The sequence below is a fragment of the Cytobacillus sp. Bva_UNVM-123 genome, assembly GCF_046351715.2.
Taxonomy (GTDB): Bacteria; Bacillota; Bacilli; order Bacillales; family Cytobacillaceae; genus Cytobacillus.
This window is the reverse complement of sequence record NZ_CM177772.1, coordinates 5,137,260-5,157,802: the sequence shown is the minus strand read 5'-3', so window position 1 is coordinate 5,157,802 and position 20,543 is coordinate 5,137,260. Positions and strand designations below refer to the sequence as shown.

Sequence of the window (20,543 nt, the reverse complement as noted above, 5' to 3'; positions counted from 1 at the left end):
ACAGTTATTTTTATTAAAAAAATGGTTCTAACTTATGAACAAAGTCGTAAGATTCCTATTTCTGACACCTTTTCAATAGATTATTGAAAATACATGAGTATAATTATGTATAACAAGGAAGAATAAATCTTAGGACTCATGTGCAGTATTTATTCTGAGAAAGAGTGAGTATTAGGGAAAGGATTGGTTCAGAATGGGTTACTATGATCAAGATTATCAAAATCGTTCACAGCGACAAAAAGGGAACAAAGGTGGATATTTTTTAGCAAGCCTAGTTGGTGCGATTTTAGGTGCAATTCTTGTGATAGCTGCTGTTCCTAAGCTTTCTAATTTAGATGTATTACCTTTTACAGGCCAGCAAGAGGAGCAGCCTCAAGAGAGTGCCAGCACGAATGGTAACGCAAATATTCCAACCCAAAATGTATCTGTAAATGTCGTAACAGATGTGACAAAAGCGGTTGATAAAGCCGCGGATGCGGTTGTTGGAGTTTCAAACATTCAGTCTGTCAGCTTTTGGGGAGAAGCAAATAGTGTTGAGGAACCAGCTGGTACTGGGTCAGGTGTTATTTATAAAAAAGCGGGAAACAAAGCATATGTTGTTACAAATCATCATGTCATTGAGAATTTTAGTAAGCTAGAAGTGACATTGGCAGATGGAACAAAAATCCCAGCCGAATTAAGAGGCAGTGACATCTGGACAGATCTTGCTGTACTTGAAATTGATGCAAAAGATGTTAAAAAGGTAGCTGAGTTTGGTAATTCTGATGCCTTAAAGCCTGGTGAACCAGTCATTGCTATCGGAAATCCACTTGGCCCTACTTTTTCAGGCTCTGTGACACAAGGAATTATTTCTGGATTAGAGCGTACAATTCCTGTCGACATTAATAATGATGGAATTGTTGATTGGAATGCAGAGGTTTTACAAACAGATGCGGCCATTAACCCTGGAAACAGTGGAGGCGCGTTAATCAATATTAAAGGCCAGGTTATTGGAATTAACTCCATGAAAATTGCACAAAGTGCAGTAGAAGGGATTGGATTAGCCATCCCGATTAATTCTGCCCAGCCGATTATTGATGATCTCGAAAAATATGGCAATGTCAAAAGACCTTATATGGGCATTGATTTAGTATCCGTGAATGAAGTGTCAAAATATCATCAGCAAGAAACATTAAAGCTTCCTTCAGACATAAACTATGGGGTAGCATTAAGGCAAGTAAGACCGAATTCACCAGCTGCACAAGCTGGAATGAAAGAGCTTGATGTAATCGTTGAAATGGACGGAGAAAAGATTCGTGATATAGTCGATTTGAGAAAACATCTTTACAATAAAAAGAAAATCGGCGAAGAAATGAACGTGAAATACTACCGCAATGGGAAACTACAAGAGGCTTCTTTAAAGCTAACAGGTGAAACATTTTAATAAAATCAAAAAGTAGGAAAGCGAAATAGGGCTTTCCTACTTTTTTGTTTTGAGCGCTTGCGCTTTTAATATGATAATATGAATTGTGGATAAATGAATAGTATGGATAGAATGCAAACTATCCACAATGTATATAAGTGAACAGTCTTTAATTGAAATGAAAGGATATGGTTAAATGATTTATTCTTGTGAGGAACATATTGATATAGCAATCGATACAATTGTGGATGAGTACGAAACATTCCCACAATTAACAAAGGTAACAGAGGAAGAAAAGTTATCAACAACCTGTGAATATTGTCAAAATCAAGCGATATATATTGTGGCAAACAAATGATCCCCCACAATATGTGGATAGAAAATGTGGATATGTGGATAACTATTGTGAATAACTTGTTCGTAAAGTGAGGATTACATGTGAATATCTCCATTATAACCGTCGGTAAACTGAAAGAAAAATATTTAAAACAAGGAATCGAGGAATATGTGAAAAGACTTTCGGCCTACGCCAAAATCGAAATCATCGAAGTTCCTGATGAAAAAGCACCAGAAGAACTAAGCGAAACCGAAATGGGAATTGTTAAGCAAAAAGAAGCAGAACGAATCCTCGCAAAAATTAACTCGGATGCGTATGTTATCGCACTCGCGATTGAAGGAAAGCTGAAATCCTCAGAGGAATTGGCTGATAGTCTTGATAAGCTAGCGACATATGGGAAAAGCAAAGTAGCGTTCGTCATTGGTGGGTCACTAGGATTAAGTAAGGACGTATTGGAGCGAGCGGATGAAATGCTCAGTTTTTCGAGGATGACGTTTCCACATCAGTTGATGAGGCTGATATTGGTGGAGCAGGTTTATCGGGCGTTTCGGATTAATCGGGGGGAGCCGTATCATAAGTAAGTGAGGTTTTTGAAAAGAAAAGGGACGGGTCTTGATCTTCCTTTAGGATGCGCAAGTCTTGTCCTTCTATTGTTTTCTCGATAGTAAAAACCACAAACCATTTTGTAAAGAATGATCTGTGGTTGACGATTTTTATTCAATTGCTTTTTTGATTGCCAACTTGGCTAACAAAAAAGTTGGATCGACCAGATTTATATCCGTATCAAAGTACGGAAAAAGAAGAGGAATCTCAGTACAACCGCCAATAATCCTTGAAATACCTTCTGATTGATATGTTTCTATCATTTCATTTAATTCCTCTACATAAGAGTTTGTATGAATTTTCCCTATTTTCACATCATTAATTGCAAGGTTTACTAACTTTTGTTCCTCTTCATTCGGTAAAACAATTTTATAAGTGCTGCTATTAAATGCATTTTGATATAATTGCTGCTGAATGGTTGATTCAGTAGCAAAAAGGAGTATTTTTTCACTTACATTTGAATTACACTCCAATACATGTTGAACTGTATTTTCAATCATACTATAAAAAGGTACGGTAACATTTCTTCTAATTTCATCTATCCAAATATGGGCTGAATTACAGGCAATAATTATAAAATCAGCCCCAGCACGCTTTAAAACAAAAGCTGATCGAATTAATTCTTGTAACGGACTTTTGGCTCCTTTGTTGAAAGCTTCTATTCTAGAAGGAATTTTTGGATTATTGTAAATGATGATTTGGTGGTGATCCTGTTCAAATTTGGCAGGTGTATTGGAAACTATTTTTTGAAATAAATCTATCGTTGCATACGGGCCCATTCCACCAAGAATTCCTATTGTCTTTACCATATTATTGAGAATTCCGATTGCCCGGGAACCCGGCCAAATATTTTGCATAAAGCATACTTGAGTCTTTGATTTTAGAAACCGTATCATAATCGCCAACATGTGAAAAAATACGATCATTCGGGGCATGGTTGTTTATTTCAATTAGCCAAATGTGATGATGGCGGTCAATACCGATATCAACCCCGTATTTATAGATGCTCTCATATTTATCCAACTCTTTAGCAGCTTTAATCGCAATTTCAGACATTTTTTGGCGATAACTTAGCATCTCCGCATTGGTTAGATTAAAAGATGATAAAAGTATTGTTTCTCCTCGTTCCACTTTTCCTCCACTTGAACGGTTGCTCACAATACTACCTTCCACACCTCTTCTTCCTACCATACCAACATCTTCCCATTGTCCATTTTCATTTTTTATAAGAACAATTCGATAATCAATGAGATGTTTTTTTTCAATTTCTAAATCAATTTCTTGCTGTATAACATACTTCTTACTTTTAAATTTAGCTTTAACATAATGAAGCAGCTCGTTTTCAGAGAAAAAATCGATTGTCTTATTTTCTTTCTTGCTTCGAAATTTAACACAATATTTATTTGGCTTTGCTATAAACTTTTCTACACCCATTCCCTTTAATCCTGATAATGGCTTTACATAAATGGTTCGAAAGTTTTTCAAATAATGTAGGATATCTTCTGGCTTATTATATAAATATGTTTTGGGGAGATGGGGAATCAAATCTTTATTTAAACTAAGCAATTGATACATTTTCCATTTATTAATATAAGCTGAATTGAAAAAACGTGAACCATAAAGGTTTTTTAAATCATTTTGTCTTTTTGTGGACAAGAGCATTCGCTTTATGATGACTGTAGGAAAAGGGAAAGTTCTTTTTTCCCATCTTCTTGAAGTTGGATTGTAAAAAAGACCATTTATCTTTGCATTTTTTTCATCCATACCTTCCAACGAGAATGCTGCTATAACTCCCCTCACTAACGGATATTGTCGAATGATAAACTTAAGATATTTTACTTTTTCTCTAAGTTCAGATTGGTAGTTTGCTATTAACAGTCCAATAAATGGCCCTATGATGATTCGATTGTTTTCAATGAATAGTTCATATTCAGCTTCTAAAGGAAGCCGTAATTTGTCTATAACCGTCTTGGATAACCCGATTTCATTTTCTTTTAACGTATTTAACTGTTTGCAAGCAACCTTCATTTTTTGAAAACCGAAGTGAATAGTCGTTGTTTTGTCTATTAATTTACTTTGATTAGGATGGACAAAAAGACAATGACTTTGATGATTTACGGCTATTACTTTAATAAGATTTCTCAAACGTTCACCCCCTACATAGCTATTGTGCATAATATGTTTAATCAAAAAGATATGTATAAACGATTTCCCCTTAGCTTAATCCCAATTTTCGAAAGTCGGCTCCGATACTTTCTATAAAAGTTGGGTAAATAGTAGAAATATGCATTTAAATAGGACAATCACAGTGCCACTTTGCTAATTAGAGCAATATATTTAAGTAGTCCCATTGAAGGGAGGAATAATGAATGGGTGTTTTGGTTAATGTTTGAAGAGAACAATTTAGAAATAAATATAATCAACTTTGACATTGGGATTACACATCAGGAGATTTCTGGAATATAGAAGGCAATTATATCCCTAATCTTATAGTTTTTCATTAATAAACTGAAATGAGGTGTATTTTATGAACAAGGATTTTGGAAAATGGAATCAAAATTTACTTTTGAAACAAAATCGCTTAATAGCAAATAGAATTCCAAAAACGAAAAAATATAGTATTGAAAACCTATCAGATTTCCTCAGCCGCTTTGACAATGTCTATGTTAAACACGATACATCAGGACAAGGAAGAGGGGTTTTCAAAGTTTACGTAGGAAAAGATGGAAGATATTGTTTTAGTGGCTTTTCAATCTCAGGAAAGCCACTAAAACAGTGTGTTGATACGATTAAGGAATTTCACCGAATCTTGCGCCCGTATGAGAAATTCGGGAGATTAGGGAAATATATTATTCAGGAAGGCATCCAAAGTGTTACTCGTCATAGACTGCCGTTTGGCATTCGGGTTCATGTACAAAAACATAAAGGAAAATGGCTAATTAGTGGAATGAATGCAAAGATTGGAACGCCAGCAACAATCAATAGTGGTATTCTTAATTTCTCAAGGGGTGCTAAAGTCATATCGATTGATGAGCTTTTGACAATACATTTAAAATTGGATGATAGAAAGAAGAAACAAGTAATTGATGATTTAGAGAAGCTTACTATCTCAGCAGCTAAAATTATGGACTTACATTTTCCTAACAAGGAATATGGCATTGACTTTGGCATAAATCCACAAGGAAAACCCATCTTATATGAAGTGAATAAAAATCCAGGGGTCGCAGCATTTGCCAAGATTGAAAATAAAGTCCTCTTGAAACGAATTATGGAAATTCGAAGATTAGAAAAGAAGGGCTGATTTGCTTTTTATGAATGGAAGCTGTAAAAGGTGATAATTTAAAAAAGAGGATCGATAAACTAATCCATGTAAAAGCATCAATTGGAACAGCTTTAACAAGTTTAGTCGATAGTTTCGCCTATAAACCTCATTTAGATGCGTTACGGAGAACCGTATCACAAGTAAATGCAGTTTATTAGAAAATGTAGCCCAACCGTTTAAGTAGAACGTTTGGGTGTTTTTGTTTCATTAAGTAAAGGAAATTGAAGTGAAAAATTGAATTTAATATAGAATTAATTTTTTGTGGAGGGAGAGTGTGATGGATGGGGAAGTTAGTTCGAGTTGGTACAATTTATATTCCAGTGCTTGACGTTAAAAAATCAGTAAACTGGTATGTAGAAAATTTAGATGCCATTTTAACGTATGAGGATGAAGACAAGGGGATTATCAATTTAGCAAATGTTAGCGTATTTTTAGTGAAAGCTTTAGAAAATCAAGTAAATTCCTTCCAAGATGTAAATGATAATATGTGTTTTCCAGTTACCTTTGAAGTGGATGGTTTAAATAATCTATTGATTCTACATCAGGAATTTGTACAAAAGGGAATAAAGGTGGGAGAAATTGAAGATCGAGGACATGCAGGAAATAACTTCATTTTTTATGATCTAGATAACAATATGTTTGATGTATGGAGTGAATTAAGTCCTTCTTTTAAACAATCCTTAAAATAGAACAGCATTTACGCTAGTTAGGGAGAACCGTATATGAGTAAAATTGAGGTTGAGGAGGGAAAATTTAATATGCATTCGATAGAGCAAATAGGTAACTGTTTTTGGTATATCACACCAGTATCGGAGACCGATCGTCCCATACTTGGGATGGTTGTTGGCAGGAATAAAACAGTAATGATTGATGCAGGCAACTCGGAAAAACATGCCAAGTATTTTCTGGATGAACTATTAAAAAGAAACGTTTCATATCCAGATATGGTTGTCCTTACACATTGGCATTGGGATCATATTTTTGGTCTCTCTACTCTAACAAATGCATTATCCATTTCCTCAAAAGAAACAAAAGCGGAAATAGAAAAATTAAAGCATCTCTTGTGGTCGGATGAAGCTTTAGATTTGCGAGTTAAAGAAGGAAAGGAAATTGAATTTTGTGCAAATGCAATAAAAAAAGAATTTGCTGATCAACGGAATATCACGATTGTGTTGCCATATTTAATCTTTGAAAAACAATTGGAAATAGATCTTGGAGAAGTGACTTGTGTCCTACAACATGTGGGAGGAAGTCATGCTTCAGATTCTGTCGTTGTGTACATCAAAGAAGAAAAGATTCTATTTTTAGGAGATTGTATTTATTGTGATATTTTTTCTAAAAAGAGGAATTACAAAATCAACGAAACGCTTCAACTTTTAGATAAACTAGAAACATTTGATGCCGAAACATATATTCTCTCTCATTGGAAACCAATTTCAAAAGAGGAATTTAATCAGGAAATTACAATGCTTAGAACCATTGCAACATATACTGATGTTTTTAAAGGTAAAAAACAAAGAATAATAGAAAATTATAAGAAATATGTAAAAAGGGAACTGACTGATGACGAATTAGAAGTAATAGACGAATTTGTTAATGGTTATTAAAGAAGGTATTTTTTGTGTTTTTATCAAGGCATTAAAAAAGTAAAACGTGAATAAATAGCGTAATCATTTTGAAAAAGTTTTTTTGATTAGAGCTATAATTAAATTACTTTACATAGCGAGGAGTAAGTGTTTTGGAATTAAATGATGTTATATTTGGACACAGATCCATACGAGAATATGAAGACAGGGAAGTAAGTCAAGAGCTGCTAGAGCAAATATTAGATGCAGGTATACGTGCCTCATCAAGCGGGAATATGCAATCTTATTCAATTATTGTCACAAAAGACAAAGAACTTAAGCAAAAATTATACAATGCACATATGGAACAATCGATGGTTGTTGATGCACCTATACTAGTAACTTTTTGTGCTGATTTTAATAGAATGAGAAAATGGCTTTCGCTCAATGATGCACCTATACATTTTGATAATTATATGAGCTTTATGATCGGGGCTATTGATGCTACTTTGGTAGCACAGAACTGTGCTTTAGCAGCAGAGAATGCTGGGCTGGGCATTTGTTATATGGGATCAACGCTTGCAAATTGTAATCAAATTGGTGAACTGCTTAACTTACCACCAAATGTTATCCCAGTTGTCGGTTATTCATTAGGATATCCCGCGGAAAACCCTGAGCCACGTGATCGATTGCCAAGGCATGGAATCGTTCACTATGACCAGTATCGTGATTATTCAGATGAGCAAATTCTCGAAATCTATAAAGAAAGAAATGAAAAGGGGTGGAAACGCTATATGGACATCCCTAGATTAAAAGAAATGACAGAAAGACTAGGATTAAAGAATCTAGCTCAAGTTTATACCATTGCGAAATATACGAAGGAATCGCACATCGAGTTTTCACAGACTGTGCTGAATTACTTAGAGAAGCAGAACTTTATGAATAATGATTGATCTTTTGGGAAATCCTCGTTTAGAAATGTAATGGTGAACCATGTTATAAGTCAGAATGGTCTTTAATGAGTTAAATAGATTAATAAGGCATGCAGCCCTCTGTTAAAGGACAATGTTGATTTTTGCACCTGTTGATTGGAGCAGAAATCAACAGCCATGTTTAACAAACTTAAGAAAATCAAATGCTGAATATGGAAAGTAAGGAGGAATGGTAATGTTAACAATTCAACGAATCTATAAAGAAAATTTCCCAGCAGGAAAAAAAGTGATATATAGCTATACGTCGAAGAAATACTATAAGGTATTCTCTGGAAAAATAGACAATGGATGGAATTTTACTTTAAAAGAAGAAAGCTTTGATATCCCATTTGTGAAAAGATTAGAAGAAGAGGTTTTTGAAGAATATAAAGAAGGTTCTGAAGCCTATATGGCAGAATTAGATGGGAAAGAGGCTGCTATTATGGTGATTCAAGCTATGGACTGGAATCATACATTATTAATCCATGATTTACATGTATGGCCTCAGTTTCAAAAGCATGGAATTGGAAGAAGATTAATAGAAACAGCTAAACAAAGAGCAGTTGAATTGGGCGTACGAGCCATTGTATTAGAAACACAGACATCCAATTACCCTGCCATCCAATTTTATCTAAAAAATGGTTTTGAAATTGTCGGCTTTAATACGATTTCTTACTCGAATGACGATGTACATAAAAATGAAGTGCGTCTAGAAATGGGATATATTTTATCAAATTAATGCCACACATAGACAAGAGGTGGAGCGTACCATAAATAGAGGCAGTTTTTATTAAGAATAACTAGCTTTGTTCTCCTTTTGGAAACAAAGCTTTTTTAACGTTTTTTAATAGTTTTTTTCGTTTTGCCTCTTGCCCCAAATACAAACTTGTGTTTTTTACAAAAACGATTTCCCCACGTATTGTTCATATTCAGTTCATAGTGTTGATTTATAATCCATAAATAATCTGGAAAGTATCAGATGAACGTCTTGTTTAAAAAGGAGTTGCTGAAAAAAACACTTTTATAGAAGTTTATTGATTAATAAATGAGGAGGAACAACGATAATGAACAATCAACATACAAAGATAATCGCGCAAAATAATGATTGGGCTGTTGAAGCAAGTGGGCTTGTCAAAACGTTTGGCGATAATCGGGCGGTAGACGGCGTTAATCTTAATGTCAAAACCGGTTCGATTTACGGTGTGTTAGGTCCCAATGGAGCAGGTAAAACGACTACGATCAGAATGCTTGCTACACTACTTCGGCCAGATGCGGGATCTGCACGCATCTTCGGGCAAGATGTAGTAAAGGATCCGCAGCTTGTCCGTCAATTAATTGGGGTAACGGGTCAGTACGCTTCTGTCGATGAGTCACTCAGCGCGACCGAGAATCTGATTATCTTCTCCCGGCTTCTAGGTCTCGGTCGCACTGAGGCAAAGCGTAAGACAGCAGAATTGCTAGAGGAGTTTGGTTTAACGGAAGCTGCGAAGCGTCCCTTGAAACATTTCTCAGGGGGGATGCGCCGCCGGTTAGATCTGGCTGCGAGCCTTATTGCCCAGCCGCCGCTTATCTTTTTGGATGAACCGACCACCGGACTCGACCCACGGACTCGAAATCAAATGTGGGATACGATCCGAAGCTTGGTAAAGTCCGGGTCAACAGTACTTTTAACAACTCAGTACCTTCAGGAGGCAGATGAACTGGCTGACCGAATTGCAGTGATTGATCACGGTCGTGTGGTCGCAGAGGGTACAGCGGATGAGCTGAAAGCGTCAGTTGGTACATCTTCCTTACATTTGAGCATCCTGCATCCACAGGATATGCAAGCCGCAAGAGGGATTGTTGAACGGGTGCTTGAGGTCCAGTCAGCTGTTTCGGCAGAAGGCGGGAAGGTTTTGGCACCAATAGAAGATGCCGATCGGGTAGCGGACCTGCTGATCGCACTAAGGGAGGCAGGAATCCAACTGGCTGAATTTAGTGTACAGAAGCCAACACTGGACGAAGTGTTTCTAACAATTACCGGCCATGATGTGAAGGATGAGGGATCAACAGCCTCTAAGAAATGGCAACAGGAAGGGGAAGTACGAGTATGAAAAATAATCCAACGATGCCGGCTGTTGAAAGACAGCTGCGCAATAAATCGAGCTTTAGCCAAGCGGTGAAAAATTCATTGACGATGGCCTACCGCGGCCTGTTAAAGATACGTCGAACACCTGAGCAATTGTTCGACGTCACGCTTCAGCCGATTATCTTCACTTTGATGTTCACTTATATCTTTGGCGGGGCGATTGCAGGAAATGTGCAAAACTATTTGCCTATAATCATTCCTGGCATCCTCGTTCAGACGGTTATTTCAACTTCGATTGTCACAGGAGTCCAACTGCGGGAGGACATGGATAAGGGAGTGTTCGACCGATTTAAGTCGCTGCCGATTGCACGGATTGCTCCGCTGGCGGGGGCGTTGCTTGCTGACACGATTCGTTATACGATTGCGACCGTACTCACTTTCGTCATGGGGTATATTATGGGCTATCATCCCGAAGGTGGTCTAGGCTTTGTTGTCATCGCCGCTCTTCTTGTTATTGTATGTTCTTGGTGTGTAAGCTGGATCTTTGCCTTCTTTGGCGTGATTGCCCGTACTGCGTCAAGTGTACAGGGGATTTCGATGCTGGTGCTGTTTCCACTTACGTTTCTTTCGAATGCATTTGTACCAGCCGATACGATGCCAAACTGGCTTCAATGGTTTGTGAAAATCAATCCCATTTCACATCTTGTCACAGCTGTCAGAGAGTTGACCAACTCAGGCACTATTGGGTGGGACCTGACCATCTCTCTGATCGGTGCTGGCCTCATTGTTGCCATCTTCGCACCAATCACGGTTCGTGCCTATATGCGCCGAACATAGTTATGAGAAGCTCTGAATGGTGTAAAATAAAATAAATGACCTATAGGGAACCGCATGTAGACTGGCGCTTCCCTGTACTTTTTTAAAAAGGAATGAATATGATGACAAAAATATTAATCGTAGATGATGACCCTCACATCCGGGAATTAATTCACGTCATTCTTTCGAAAGAAGGTGTATCGATTGTGGAGGCGGTAGATGGGGAAGCTGCCCTGTCTATACTCGAAACGGAAAAAATTGATTTGATTATTCTTGATATTATGATGCCGAATATGGATGGTTGGACATTTTGCCAGGAGGTCCGAACCTATTATTCTGATACGCTGCCGATCTTAATGCTGACGGCAAAAGGGGAAACAGCTCAAAAAGTAAAGGGTTTTGATCTTGGAGCGGATGATTATATGGTGAAGCCGTTTGCTGCAGCGGAGTTGGCCGCGCGGGTGAAAGCACTGCTCAAACGATATCAAATAACGGCTTCTAATCGAATTGAAATTGGAAATATGGTGATTGATCGTGCTTCCTATAAAGTATTCATCGGAGAGCAGGACATGACCTTACCGCTTAAGGAATTTGAACTGTTGTTTAAGCTTGCTACCCATCAGCAAAAAACGTTTTCAAGAGAGCAATTAATTGAAGACATTTGGGGGTTTCAATATGAGGGGGATGAACGAACCGTTGATGTCCACATTAAACGGCTGCGGCAGCGATTCTCTCAGGCAGATTGTCCGTTTATCATCACGACAATCCGTGGACTCGGCTATCGTCTGGAGGTGCCGAATTGAACCTTCCTGAAATGATGAAGCGAATGTTAGGTTTTATAGCTGTTATCCTCTCTCTTCTTATCGGCTGGTCGAGTGCCTATTGGGTGACAACTTCGTTCTATGAGACCGTTCAATATTTTCCTTCTGAATTTACCAGACAGTTAATCAACTCGATTTTAGGATTTTTCCTATTTGGGTGTTTCATGTTTTTTATTACAAGAATTAAGTGGGTAAGATCACAGCAAGATAAATTCTTGCATCCGGTCCTTCATGCCATGAAGATGATGGCTGAAGGAAATTTTAATATCGATCTTTCTTATTACAAGGATCAATTACACGGACGAAATGATCATCCATATCAGAAGCTAATCGAAAGTATTACCCATATGGCAGATAAGCTAGGGGAAATGGAAGAAATGCGGCAGGAATTTATCTCAAATGTCTCGCATGAAATCCAGTCTCCACTTACATCGATCAGCGGATTTTCATATGCGCTGAAGAACGATGAGTTGAGTGCTGAGGAACGCAAACATTACCTTGAAATTATCGAAATGGAAAGTCTCAGGCTATCAAAATTGAGTGAAAATCTTTTAAAACTTACTTCATTAGACTCTGATCATCATCCGTTTGAACTAAAAAACTATCGGCTGGATCATCAGCTGCGCCGGGTCATCATTGCCAATGAACCGCAATGGGCAGAGAAGGAAATCAATTTCGATATTTCCCTTGAAAAATTAACGATCACGGCAGATGAGGAACTAATGGACCAAGCATGGATTAATTTAATTCATAATAGTATTAAATTCACACCAAAAGCAGGCACCATATCTGTTGAGACAGTTAAAACAGCTGACAATCATCGGGTCGTCAAAATTAAGGATACAGGAATTGGCATGAACAAAGATGCACAGCTGCATATCTTCGAGCGATTTTATAAAGCGGACAAATCAAGAAATCGCCAATTTGGGGGTAGTGGTCTTGGTCTATCCATTGTCAAAAAAATAATTGAATTGCACAAAGGTGAGATTCAGGTCCGAAGTGAACCGGGAAAAGGAACGGAAATAACGGTGAAGCTTTGGGACAGTCCTCTGTTGCATTAACAGAATGAGCACCCATTTTAAACATGTTGATATTTTGTCAACGATTTAGAAATAAATAAGCACTTTCGCCAATTTGATTAATACAATGTAAAAAAAATAGGAGTGATTTACATTGTCCTGGTTAATCATTTTGGCTTTTGCTTTTTCATCCAGCATCGATAATTTAGGAGTAGGCATTTCATATGGAATAAGAGAAATTCGAATTGGTTTAGGCGCTAACTTATTGATAAGCTTCATTTGTTTTCTGATGAGTATAGCAGGGATTTCCTTTGGAATATGGCTTTCGAAAATGATTCCAGGCATGTTTCCTTTGATCATCGGAGCATTTTTTCTCATTATTATTGGAATTAGGGTCATTCTATTGGGGCTTCCTCGCAAAAAAGGAAAATTAGCTGTGAGTACTGAGAATGGTCATCACGAAACTCCAAATATGAAAGGAATTTTGAGGAACCCTGAGGCAGCTGATGTCGATAACTCGGGAGAAATTGGTTTGGGGGAGGCGGTCCTTCTAGGAGTAGCTTTATCAGCGAACGCACTTACCAACGGTTTAGGTGCTGGCCTGCTTGGATTTTCACCGCTGGCAATTTCCTTAACCGCCGCAATTGGCAGTTTCATTAGTGTCTGGGCAGGAGTTGCCTTAGGTTATAAATTAGCAGCCATTCGTATTGGTTCTTTCACATTGGGGGAATTCGGAACAATCATAAGTGGTATTATTATACTGATCATTGCGATTGCTACATTCTTTTAAGGTTGATCAAACAGTTATTGTTCGTTGACAAAATGTCAATAACAAGATATAAAATTGCTTAAATGCTTAAATAGATTCATATTGCCATCGTAGGTCTTGATTAATTCACTGACATAGATATCATTAAAAAAATATTGATATTCAAGGGGAGGGAAAGATTATGTCTGATCAAACAAAACCTAGTAAACTCTGTTTGTTATTAAGAGAATTAATGAAAGAACATTCATTATCGATGAGAAAACTTAGTGAATTAACTAAAATTGATACAGCAACCATTTCGCGGATTATGAATGGTAAACGAAAAGCAAATCCTGAACATTTACAAAAAATGGCTGAATATCTTGGTGTCCCAATTGCTGATTTATTTATAGCCGCTGGTTACCCTATTGACCAAACACAGGAACAGCAATACTCAGATATTCATTCTTCTATAGACATGATTCAGAGTGACCTTGAATCCTCTGAATTATATAATGAAACGTTTACTATTAACAGTGTGGAACAGCAATTGGCAAACTATCAACATTATTCACAAACCGAAGAGGGAAAAGAGCTCGTTCTTAATGGCTTTGAGAGAAAGCTAATGAAAGTTGGCAGTGTCGGTCCATTCATCAGTCAGTTGAAGGAGATGTTTGAGAGGTTTCGATCGAGAAAGGGTACTCCTGCTGAACTTGCCATCATGGGCGGTGCCCTCATTTATTTTATTATCTCGGTAGACGTAATTCCGGATTACACTTTTCCACTTGGCTATTTAGACGACGCGATCGCGGTAAAACTTGCTTCAAATTTATTAGTAGAAAAAGCATGAGGCTAAACATAAAGGGATTATGAGCATGCTGCGAACAGTTTGGCATGCTCCCCATTAGGTAGACAGATTAAAAAATAAAACTGTCTATCCAATGAGGAGTATTTTTAATGGCTAAAAGTAATGATTCAAATGAAGAAAACGTATTTTCAAATACAAAAATTGGTTCGCTTTTGCTTACTTTAATATTCTCCCTTAATTACAAAAAACGAGCCCCGAATGGTCCCAGCTAATTTAGACTTCTGCCTAGCAAACTTAAACTTCTCTTCTAACTCCTTCGGTACCTCCATCCCCTCGGAAAGCTTAAAACCAACGGCCCGCTTTTTAGGGCCGTCAACCGTGTACATGACATTGAGGACAAGACCATCCTCATAAATCACATAGGCAAATTTAATATTTTCTACTTGAAAACGCGACGTTTCTAAAGGTTTGGCTGCAAACTCAATATCGCGTTCTTCTTTCAAAATTCGGTTCACATACTCAAGGGTCTCACAGGACTCACTAGCTGGTACTACCGTAAATTCATGCTTGTATTTGTTCATAAAGTAACGCGCTTCATTGGCACGTAAACCAGCAAGTGCTTCTGCTAAAGGTGAAGACTCTAAACCAACCGTAGATACATTTTTAAAATCAACGATATAGGACATTTTCAGCCCTCCTTTTATCTCTTATTTTCTCACAACAGGGATCCACATTTCACCATAAACTAAGCCGTCTCGCTGCCCCATCACAACCGCTGTATTGGGTCCACCAACATAGGCAAAATTCGTTGCTTCTGATAAGGCTTGACCAAAAGCAATGCCAGTAACTTTATTACTCATTTCTTCAACCGTATTTCCTTCCCCTTTAACAACAAGGTAATTTCCTTTAGGAAATTGGATCACTCTAGATTCCCCTAGTTCTGGTGCTGATGCCTCTGTCATAACGCCAGCATAATGCATCATCTTGTTATTTACTGCTTCGTTTACGATAAAAAGGTAATCGTTTTTGGCCATAGCTTTCAAAGCGTCAAGCGTTCCATCTTGGCTGACGGCTTGCCAAAAGTCTGACTTTTCCTTGTTTATGCCTGCATAATCTGTATAGTTGCTCTTAAGTTCAGTTCCAATACCAAAAACGGTAAAGCTGTCTTTTTCTTCTAGAGTATAATTTGCCATATTCAAAACCATCCTCTTTTTTAAATTTATCAAATGATTTGTCTTTTCATTTGATGAGTTTATAATAACTTTAAACCATGTCAAAAAATGATACTGTTTAGGAGAATCCGATGAAAAAAGTTGAACGGATTAATATTATCATGCGGTATATTAACAACCGCGCCCACTTTACAATTTCTGAAATCATGCGAGAATTTAATATCTCTCGTTCGACAGCTATTAGAGATATTAGAGAAATTGAAGGCATGGGGATGCCACTTGTCGCTGAAGTTGGAAGGGACGGGGGTTATTTTGTCATGAACAACTCTGTTCTTCCTACTGTACACTTTACTGATAATGAGATTAAAGCTCTTTTTATTGCCTTTATGGCCACAAGAAATCAACAACTCCCTTATCTTAAGAGTCGACAGTCTTTAGCTGAAAAATTACTAGGCCTCATTTCAGAAAACCAGCAAGATGATCTTGTTCTTTTAAATCAAATCTTGCTTTTTGAAGGGACTAATCCTAATAATCCCGACCTACTTGAGCTATCAGACCTACCCCATCCTATGTTAGAAAAACTCATTCAAATTCTCCTTTTAGATAGCTATTTATTGATTACGACCAAAGAAGAGCGGGGAATAAAGTCTTATCCAATTTATCTCTTGCACCTTTATCATGAAAAAGGCATTTGGCTAATTGAAGGTTTTGATTTAAAGACTGAAAAAAGACAAATTTTCCCTGTCGACAATCTCGCTGATATCAAACCATATCCTCCGAAAAAAAGATTAAGCAGGAAGAAGATTTCAGAAAAACTAAGTAAGCAGGAGGAGGTAATGAACCTTGTCCTTGAACTTGGTCCAAAGGCGATTGCCCAGTTCAGAAAATACCATCCTTTAAACGTTTCAATTTCCTATACGAATCCTTACCAAACCACAGCCATTTTAAAGACTTATATTAATGTTACGAATTCCGAAGAATTGACCGAAATAACAAACTGGCTACTTTTCCTAGGTGGGGATATCAAGGTCAAGGAAGTGCCAGAGGAAGTCTTAGAAATTTTACAAAAGAGATTATGCTTATTCTACCCATAAGCTGTACCAGTTAAAACTGGAATTGCTTCAATACATCTTGGACTTCTTCAACAGAAACTTCTTTAATGTTGATATACTGCGTTGAATATATATAATAAATATAATTTTATTAAGAAAACACAAAAAATCATTTCTGTCACGATTAACGTCTATGATAAAATCGGTAATTTAGTAATATGAAATGTTAAAGGGGGCATAGTATGAAGCAACTTTATATAAAGCAGAAGGTATTCAGTCTAAGTAGCAAATTTACGGTAAAGGATCAGCAGGAGAATGATGTTTATTACGTAGAAGGCAGCTTTATGAAAATTCCAAAGACTTTCTCCATTATGAATTCAACAGGAGATGAAGTTGCGCTTATTACGAAAAAGGTGTTCAGCTTTTTACCGAAGTTTTTTGTTGAGGTGAATGGGCGAGAAGTGCTAACGATTAAGAAGGAGTTTTCTTTCTTTAAAGCACGCTATACGATTGATGCGGCAGGCATAGAGGTGCATGGCAACTGGTGGGATATGGATTTTCAAGTATTACAGCACGGTGAAGTCGTTGGTAAAGTGAATAAGGAGTGGTTCACTTGGGGCGATAGCTACAAGGTTGAAATATTGAATGAAGAGATGGAGACTATCATTATTGCGCTCGTTGTTGCCATTGATTGTGTGAAGGCTGATCATGCAGCTGCTTCCTCTGCAGCAACGACTTAATGATAGTGACATACAATATCAAAAGCCTATTCAAGATAAAGAAATCTTGAATAGGCTTTTCTTTAGAAAAGAGACTGTTTATAAATGAATAGAATAGATAGTTGGAATAAAGTGCAGTAATTTATTTTAAAAACCACAAGAAATATCATAAGAATAAAATGGAAACAACATATAATTTTATTCAGGAGTGAGACAAATGAATGATTATATGCAGCTTATGATTGATTGGATTGAAGAAAATTTAAAAACTGAGTTTTCACTTGATGAATTAGCGAATTATATGGGATATTCTCCTTATTACTGCTCTTTTAAATTCCATCAGGCAACTGGTATAAGTATTCGGCGCTATCTACTTCTTAGAAGATTGTATTTGTCTTTGGAAGATTTGAAATGCAATCGGAAGGTCATTGACATTGCTGTTGATTACGGTTATTCCTCACAAGAAGCGTATAGTCGAGCCTTTAAGACGGTTTTTGGTATAAGTCCGCGAGAATTTCAGATGAATAATAGGCCGGTTCAATCATTTGTTAAACTTACGATTAATCAAGGTAAGGATGGATGCAAAATGGCTTTATCTCGGGAAATTGAAGTTAAACAGTTACAAAATGTGAACAAAGAACTATTTGATAAAGATGTGCTAAACATCTTAAATGGGCAAATGATGTATGAAGAGTTCAAAGCGAAAAAACTTATGGGAGACTCTGACTATGTACCTTTTAATGAAGCGATGTGTGTTAATACGACCACAAGACAAGTGTTTGATGACGAGTTTATTGAAATTAGAGCTTCCGGCCATCATGATTCCGTTGAAAATTATATTCATAAAGTAATAAATCCATTAGAAAATCTGTTTAAGAAAGACTATCAATATATTGTTTTATGGTTTGGTGAGGACATGTTTTGTCAGATGAACCTTCTCACACTCCTTGCTTATTTAGAACAAGCGCAGTATACAGGTAAAGTGTTTTTAAACAATTTCCGAGAGGATGAATTTAAAGTCAATCAAACAGAGCTGACATTAGGCAGCTATCGTGCTTTGTACGAAGAGGTGTTAATCAATCATAAAAAGCCGTCAAGTGAATTACTTCCTGTCATGTATCAAGCCATTGACCTGTTTTTAGACATGCAGACTGAAAATAATGCAGTTGTAAAATATATTTTAAAAAATAAGGACGTATCCACCCCTGAATTAGTGAAGCGGTTATTCAAAATTTTTCCGACATTAGGTTATGGTGATACACAATATGTCACACTTATTAATAAAACAAAAAGGAATTAGAAAAGAAAAATTTAATGTATATAGTATAAAAATTCTATGTTAATAACAGGTGGAGGCAAAATGTATACGATTGGACAAGTTGCTAAGTTTTTAGGTGTATCTAGAGATACTATAAAATTTTATGAAGAAAAAGAATTAGTAAAACCTAAGCAAAACATTGAGAATGGTTATAGAAAATATAATCGTTTTGATATATATGATATAACCACAGTAAATTTCTATAGAGAAATGGATATTGAAATAAAAAAAATTCAGGAATTAAGAAAAAGCAAGAGTATAGAGGGAATAAAATCATTATTAGAAGAGAAAGAACAAGAGGTTTTAGAAGAAATAGAATATAAAAAGCTTCTTTTAAAAAAGCTTCAGATCGTAAAAGAAGATTGCGAAAAAATTAAACAATTCTTAGGAAAATACACAGTAAAAGAAATGAAGCCTTTAGAAATAAAAGGAGAAATAGAGCATTACACTGCGTATGATGAATATGAAACGCTTAAAGAGAACATGGACAGCTTGAAAAAAGCAGTTACTTTAACCTCTTTAAGAAGAGTCATAAAATTCAATGACGATGGTATTCTAGAAGATAAGTTTATCATTGTTAGAAAAGTAGAAGACTTTCATAAAGAACTTGAAGGTGAAATTCTATCTCATTCCAAATGTATGTATACCGTTATTGAAGATGGAAGATGGTCAACTGGTGGAAAAAATACTGACCATAACGTGGAAGCTAGTTTAAGAAAAGCAGCAATTGAAAATGGGTATGAACTGTTGGGGCTAGTTTATATAAATCTATTACTTACCACTTATGAAGATGGACTTGAACGTGTATTTTTAGAAATGTATGTGCCTATAAAATAATGCAAACATGTATTGACCTGTGAGTAACTCCTAGGTTTAAGCTGAATGTATTCGTAAATATGAGCAAATTGTATTTACGAAATACTTAGTTTGAATAGGGGATTATACATGAATAGTGAAAAGAAACTAAAAAAACCAGTAGCAAGTTTTATTCTGCTAACCAATATCATTTTTTTTCCACTTTTTTGTCTTGTAGGAGCCATAAAAATGTTAGAGTTTCCTGAATGGGCCTTTAATGTAATGCTCTGTATATCAGCTTGGTCCTCAACCTTTGCTTTTGCAGCGCTATTTAAGAAAATCTATCCTGGGGAGAGTTTTATACAATTTGTAAAAGATAAATTCAAAAATAAACTTAAATTTTCTGTGATTCTTACTGTAATAGCGATTCAAGTCTTCATAGTTTTGATGGTAACGTTTTTCGTATCTAATAACAGTGAAGCAGACTCCATTTTTAAGATATCTTCATGGGGAATGCTGATCTATTTCTTTTTGAAAAATCTTCTGTCGGGGCCACTAGGAGAAGAAATAGGGTGGAGAGGTTTTGCTCTAATGGAGCTCCAAAAGAGACATTCGCCATTAAAATCTTCGATTATCCTCGGATTTTGGTGGGGGATGTGGCATCTACCCATATGGTTTACTACAGGGTACGTTGGCATAGATTTAATCAAATATATGCTATTCTTTATGATTGCAATCCTATCCACTACAGTCATCATGACCACATTTTATAACATAAATCGGAATTTAATCGTCCCGATCATCATCCATCAATCCTTTAATTTCTTTATTGGAATCATCAATGGAAACTTAATCGATTTAATCATGTATAACGCCATTTTTTATTTACTAGTAGCGATTTTAATCATCGTTATAAATCCAAAGAAAGTATTATATGATTAATGAACATTAATACTTATTTGCAAATAATAAGAGCTGCCCACTAAAGCAGCTCTTTGTTTTAAAAT

Annotated in this window: 23 protein-coding genes; 19 read left to right on the top strand and 4 right to left on the bottom strand. The window is 36.4% G+C overall.

From position 1 onward, the window contains the following. The first annotated feature begins 193 nt into the window (after positions 1-193). From KDN24_RS26135 to rlmH, 3 genes are all read left to right on the top strand, one after another. The gene (locus KDN24_RS26135) at positions 194-1,423 is read left to right on the top strand and encodes a S1C family serine protease (protein WP_491348238.1); all 1,230 of its coding nucleotides are present in this window, start codon (positions 194-196) and stop codon (positions 1,421-1,423) included. Positions 1,424-1,598: 175 nt separating this feature from the next. Then, entirely contained in the window at positions 1,599-1,760 is a 162-nt protein-coding gene (locus KDN24_RS26130) for a CxxH/CxxC protein (RefSeq protein ID WP_409971091.1), read from the top strand. Between the two features lie 80 nt (positions 1,761-1,840). Further along, a complete protein-coding gene (rlmH, locus tag KDN24_RS26125; RefSeq protein ID WP_409971090.1) occupies positions 1,841-2,320 on the top strand; it encodes a 23S rRNA (pseudouridine(1915)-N(3))-methyltransferase RlmH in 480 nt (159 codons plus the stop codon). Positions 2,321-2,452: 132 nt separating this feature from the next. Here the strand turns inward: rlmH and cuyB are convergent, their stop codons facing one another. Then, on the bottom strand, positions 2,453-3,151 hold the full coding sequence (cuyB, locus tag KDN24_RS26120; RefSeq protein ID WP_409971089.1) for a cysteate racemase: 699 nt from the start codon (positions 3,149-3,151) through the stop codon (positions 2,453-2,455). Between the two features lies 1 nt (position 3,152). Further along, on the bottom strand, positions 3,153-4,487 hold the full coding sequence (locus KDN24_RS26115) for a YheC/YheD family endospore coat-associated protein (protein WP_409971088.1): 1,335 nt from the start codon (positions 4,485-4,487) through the stop codon (positions 3,153-3,155). 382 nt (positions 4,488-4,869) lie between these two features. On the opposite strand from KDN24_RS26115, the gene KDN24_RS26110 reads away from it, so the two are divergent. The 11 genes from KDN24_RS26110 to KDN24_RS26060 all read left to right on the top strand — a co-directional run bounded on the left by KDN24_RS26110 (position 4,870) and on the right by KDN24_RS26060 (position 14,522). Next, positions 4,870-5,643: a YheC/YheD family protein gene (locus KDN24_RS26110; RefSeq protein WP_409971087.1), complete on the top strand. Its 774-nt coding sequence runs from the start codon at positions 4,870-4,872 to the stop codon at positions 5,641-5,643. Positions 5,644-5,945: 302 nt separating this feature from the next. Next, a complete protein-coding gene (locus KDN24_RS26105; RefSeq protein ID WP_409971086.1) occupies positions 5,946-6,353 on the top strand; it encodes a VOC family protein in 408 nt (135 codons plus the stop codon). A gap of 69 nt (positions 6,354-6,422) precedes the next feature. Beyond that, positions 6,423-7,271 (top strand): MBL fold metallo-hydrolase, encoded by an 849-nt coding sequence (locus KDN24_RS26100; RefSeq protein WP_409971133.1) that lies wholly within the window; start codon positions 6,423-6,425, stop codon positions 7,269-7,271. A gap of 131 nt (positions 7,272-7,402) precedes the next feature. Next, positions 7,403-8,182: a nitroreductase family protein gene (locus KDN24_RS26095; RefSeq protein WP_409971085.1), complete on the top strand. Its 780-nt coding sequence runs from the start codon at positions 7,403-7,405 to the stop codon at positions 8,180-8,182. Between the two features lie 214 nt (positions 8,183-8,396). Next, the gene (locus KDN24_RS26090) at positions 8,397-8,939 is read left to right on the top strand and encodes a GNAT family N-acetyltransferase (protein ID WP_409971084.1); all 543 of its coding nucleotides are present in this window, start codon (positions 8,397-8,399) and stop codon (positions 8,937-8,939) included. A gap of 325 nt (positions 8,940-9,264) precedes the next feature. Further along, positions 9,265-10,293, top strand: a complete 1,029-nt coding sequence (locus KDN24_RS26085; protein ID WP_409971083.1) for an efflux ABC transporter ATPase subunit, DrrA-related — start codon at positions 9,265-9,267, stop codon at positions 10,291-10,293. After that, positions 10,290-11,105: an ABC transporter permease gene (locus tag KDN24_RS26080; protein ID WP_409971082.1), complete on the top strand. Its 816-nt coding sequence runs from the start codon at positions 10,290-10,292 to the stop codon at positions 11,103-11,105. Before KDN24_RS26085 ends, KDN24_RS26080 begins: the two co-directional genes overlap by 4 nt. Before the next feature lie 101 nt (positions 11,106-11,206). Beyond that, complete coding sequence (locus tag KDN24_RS26075) at positions 11,207-11,887, top strand: response regulator transcription factor (RefSeq protein WP_409971081.1); 681 nt, start codon at positions 11,207-11,209, stop codon at positions 11,885-11,887. Further along, a complete protein-coding gene (locus KDN24_RS26070; RefSeq protein ID WP_491348237.1) occupies positions 11,884-12,966 on the top strand; it encodes a sensor histidine kinase in 1,083 nt (360 codons plus the stop codon). The genes KDN24_RS26075 and KDN24_RS26070 overlap by 4 nt, the downstream gene beginning before the upstream one ends. Before the next feature lie 112 nt (positions 12,967-13,078). Continuing rightward, positions 13,079-13,714 carry a sporulation membrane protein YtaF gene (gene ytaF, locus KDN24_RS26065; RefSeq protein ID WP_409971079.1) on the top strand — a complete coding sequence of 212 codons (636 nt, stop codon included), beginning with the start codon at positions 13,079-13,081 and terminating at the stop codon, positions 13,712-13,714. Between the two features lie 160 nt (positions 13,715-13,874). Continuing rightward, positions 13,875-14,522, top strand: coding sequence for a helix-turn-helix domain-containing protein (locus KDN24_RS26060; protein ID WP_491348236.1), 648 nt, complete (start codon positions 13,875-13,877; stop codon positions 14,520-14,522). Positions 14,523-14,701: 179 nt separating this feature from the next. On the opposite strand, the gene KDN24_RS26055 is transcribed toward KDN24_RS26060, so the two are convergent. Continuing rightward, on the bottom strand, positions 14,702-15,166 hold the full coding sequence (locus KDN24_RS26055; protein WP_409971077.1) for a DUF8821 family protein: 465 nt from the start codon (positions 15,164-15,166) through the stop codon (positions 14,702-14,704). 21 nt (positions 15,167-15,187) lie between these two features. Further along, a complete protein-coding gene (locus KDN24_RS26050) occupies positions 15,188-15,673 on the bottom strand; it encodes a GyrI-like domain-containing protein (protein ID WP_409971076.1) in 486 nt (161 codons plus the stop codon). Positions 15,674-15,783: 110 nt separating this feature from the next. On the opposite strand from KDN24_RS26050, the gene KDN24_RS26045 reads away from it, so the two are divergent. From KDN24_RS26045 to KDN24_RS26025, 5 genes are all read left to right on the top strand, one after another. After that, positions 15,784-16,746: a helix-turn-helix transcriptional regulator gene (locus KDN24_RS26045; protein WP_409971075.1), complete on the top strand. Its 963-nt coding sequence runs from the start codon at positions 15,784-15,786 to the stop codon at positions 16,744-16,746. A gap of 200 nt (positions 16,747-16,946) precedes the next feature. Beyond that, positions 16,947-17,444, top strand: coding sequence for an LURP-one-related/scramblase family protein (locus tag KDN24_RS26040; RefSeq protein WP_409971074.1), 498 nt, complete (start codon positions 16,947-16,949; stop codon positions 17,442-17,444). A 196-nt stretch (positions 17,445-17,640) separates the two neighbouring features. Next, positions 17,641-18,723 carry a helix-turn-helix domain-containing protein gene (locus KDN24_RS26035; RefSeq protein WP_409971073.1) on the top strand — a complete coding sequence of 361 codons (1,083 nt, stop codon included), beginning with the start codon at positions 17,641-17,643 and terminating at the stop codon, positions 18,721-18,723. 60 nt (positions 18,724-18,783) lie between these two features. Beyond that, a complete protein-coding gene (locus tag KDN24_RS26030) occupies positions 18,784-19,578 on the top strand; it encodes a MerR family transcriptional regulator (protein WP_409971072.1) in 795 nt (264 codons plus the stop codon). A gap of 108 nt (positions 19,579-19,686) precedes the next feature. Next, the gene (locus KDN24_RS26025) at positions 19,687-20,478 is read left to right on the top strand and encodes a CPBP family intramembrane glutamic endopeptidase (protein ID WP_409971071.1); all 792 of its coding nucleotides are present in this window, start codon (positions 19,687-19,689) and stop codon (positions 20,476-20,478) included. Positions 20,479-20,543 lie beyond the last annotated feature (65 nt).

Coding starts and splice junctions, on each gene's coding strand:
- KDN24_RS26105 (WP_409971086.1), top strand. CDS start 5,946: ATGGGGAAGTTAGTTCGAGTTGGTACAATTTATATTCCAGTGCTTGAC.
- KDN24_RS26130 (WP_409971091.1), top strand. CDS start 1,599: ATGATTTATTCTTGTGAGGAACATATTGATATAGCAATCGATACAATT.
- KDN24_RS26135 (WP_491348238.1), top strand. CDS start 194: ATGGGTTACTATGATCAAGATTATCAAAATCGTTCACAGCGACAAAAA.
- KDN24_RS26025 (WP_409971071.1), top strand. CDS start 19,687: ATGAATAGTGAAAAGAAACTAAAAAAACCAGTAGCAAGTTTTATTCTG.
- KDN24_RS26030 (WP_409971072.1), top strand. CDS start 18,784: ATGTATACGATTGGACAAGTTGCTAAGTTTTTAGGTGTATCTAGAGAT.
- KDN24_RS26085 (WP_409971083.1), top strand. CDS start 9,265: ATGAACAATCAACATACAAAGATAATCGCGCAAAATAATGATTGGGCT.
- KDN24_RS26100 (WP_409971133.1), top strand. CDS start 6,423: ATGCATTCGATAGAGCAAATAGGTAACTGTTTTTGGTATATCACACCA.
- KDN24_RS26110 (WP_409971087.1), top strand. CDS start 4,870: ATGAACAAGGATTTTGGAAAATGGAATCAAAATTTACTTTTGAAACAA.
- KDN24_RS26060 (WP_491348236.1), top strand. CDS start 13,875: ATGTCTGATCAAACAAAACCTAGTAAACTCTGTTTGTTATTAAGAGAA.
- KDN24_RS26055 (WP_409971077.1), bottom strand. CDS start 15,166: ATGTCCTATATCGTTGATTTTAAAAATGTATCTACGGTTGGTTTAGAG.
- KDN24_RS26090 (WP_409971084.1), top strand. CDS start 8,397: ATGTTAACAATTCAACGAATCTATAAAGAAAATTTCCCAGCAGGAAAA.
- KDN24_RS26035 (WP_409971073.1), top strand. CDS start 17,641: ATGAATGATTATATGCAGCTTATGATTGATTGGATTGAAGAAAATTTA.
- KDN24_RS26045 (WP_409971075.1), top strand. CDS start 15,784: ATGAAAAAAGTTGAACGGATTAATATTATCATGCGGTATATTAACAAC.
- KDN24_RS26040 (WP_409971074.1), top strand. CDS start 16,947: ATGAAGCAACTTTATATAAAGCAGAAGGTATTCAGTCTAAGTAGCAAA.
- cuyB (WP_409971089.1), bottom strand. CDS start 3,151: ATGGTAAAGACAATAGGAATTCTTGGTGGAATGGGCCCGTATGCAACG.
- KDN24_RS26075 (WP_409971081.1), top strand. CDS start 11,207: ATGACAAAAATATTAATCGTAGATGATGACCCTCACATCCGGGAATTA.
- KDN24_RS26080 (WP_409971082.1), top strand. CDS start 10,290: ATGAAAAATAATCCAACGATGCCGGCTGTTGAAAGACAGCTGCGCAAT.
- KDN24_RS26050 (WP_409971076.1), bottom strand. CDS start 15,673: ATGGCAAATTATACTCTAGAAGAAAAAGACAGCTTTACCGTTTTTGGT.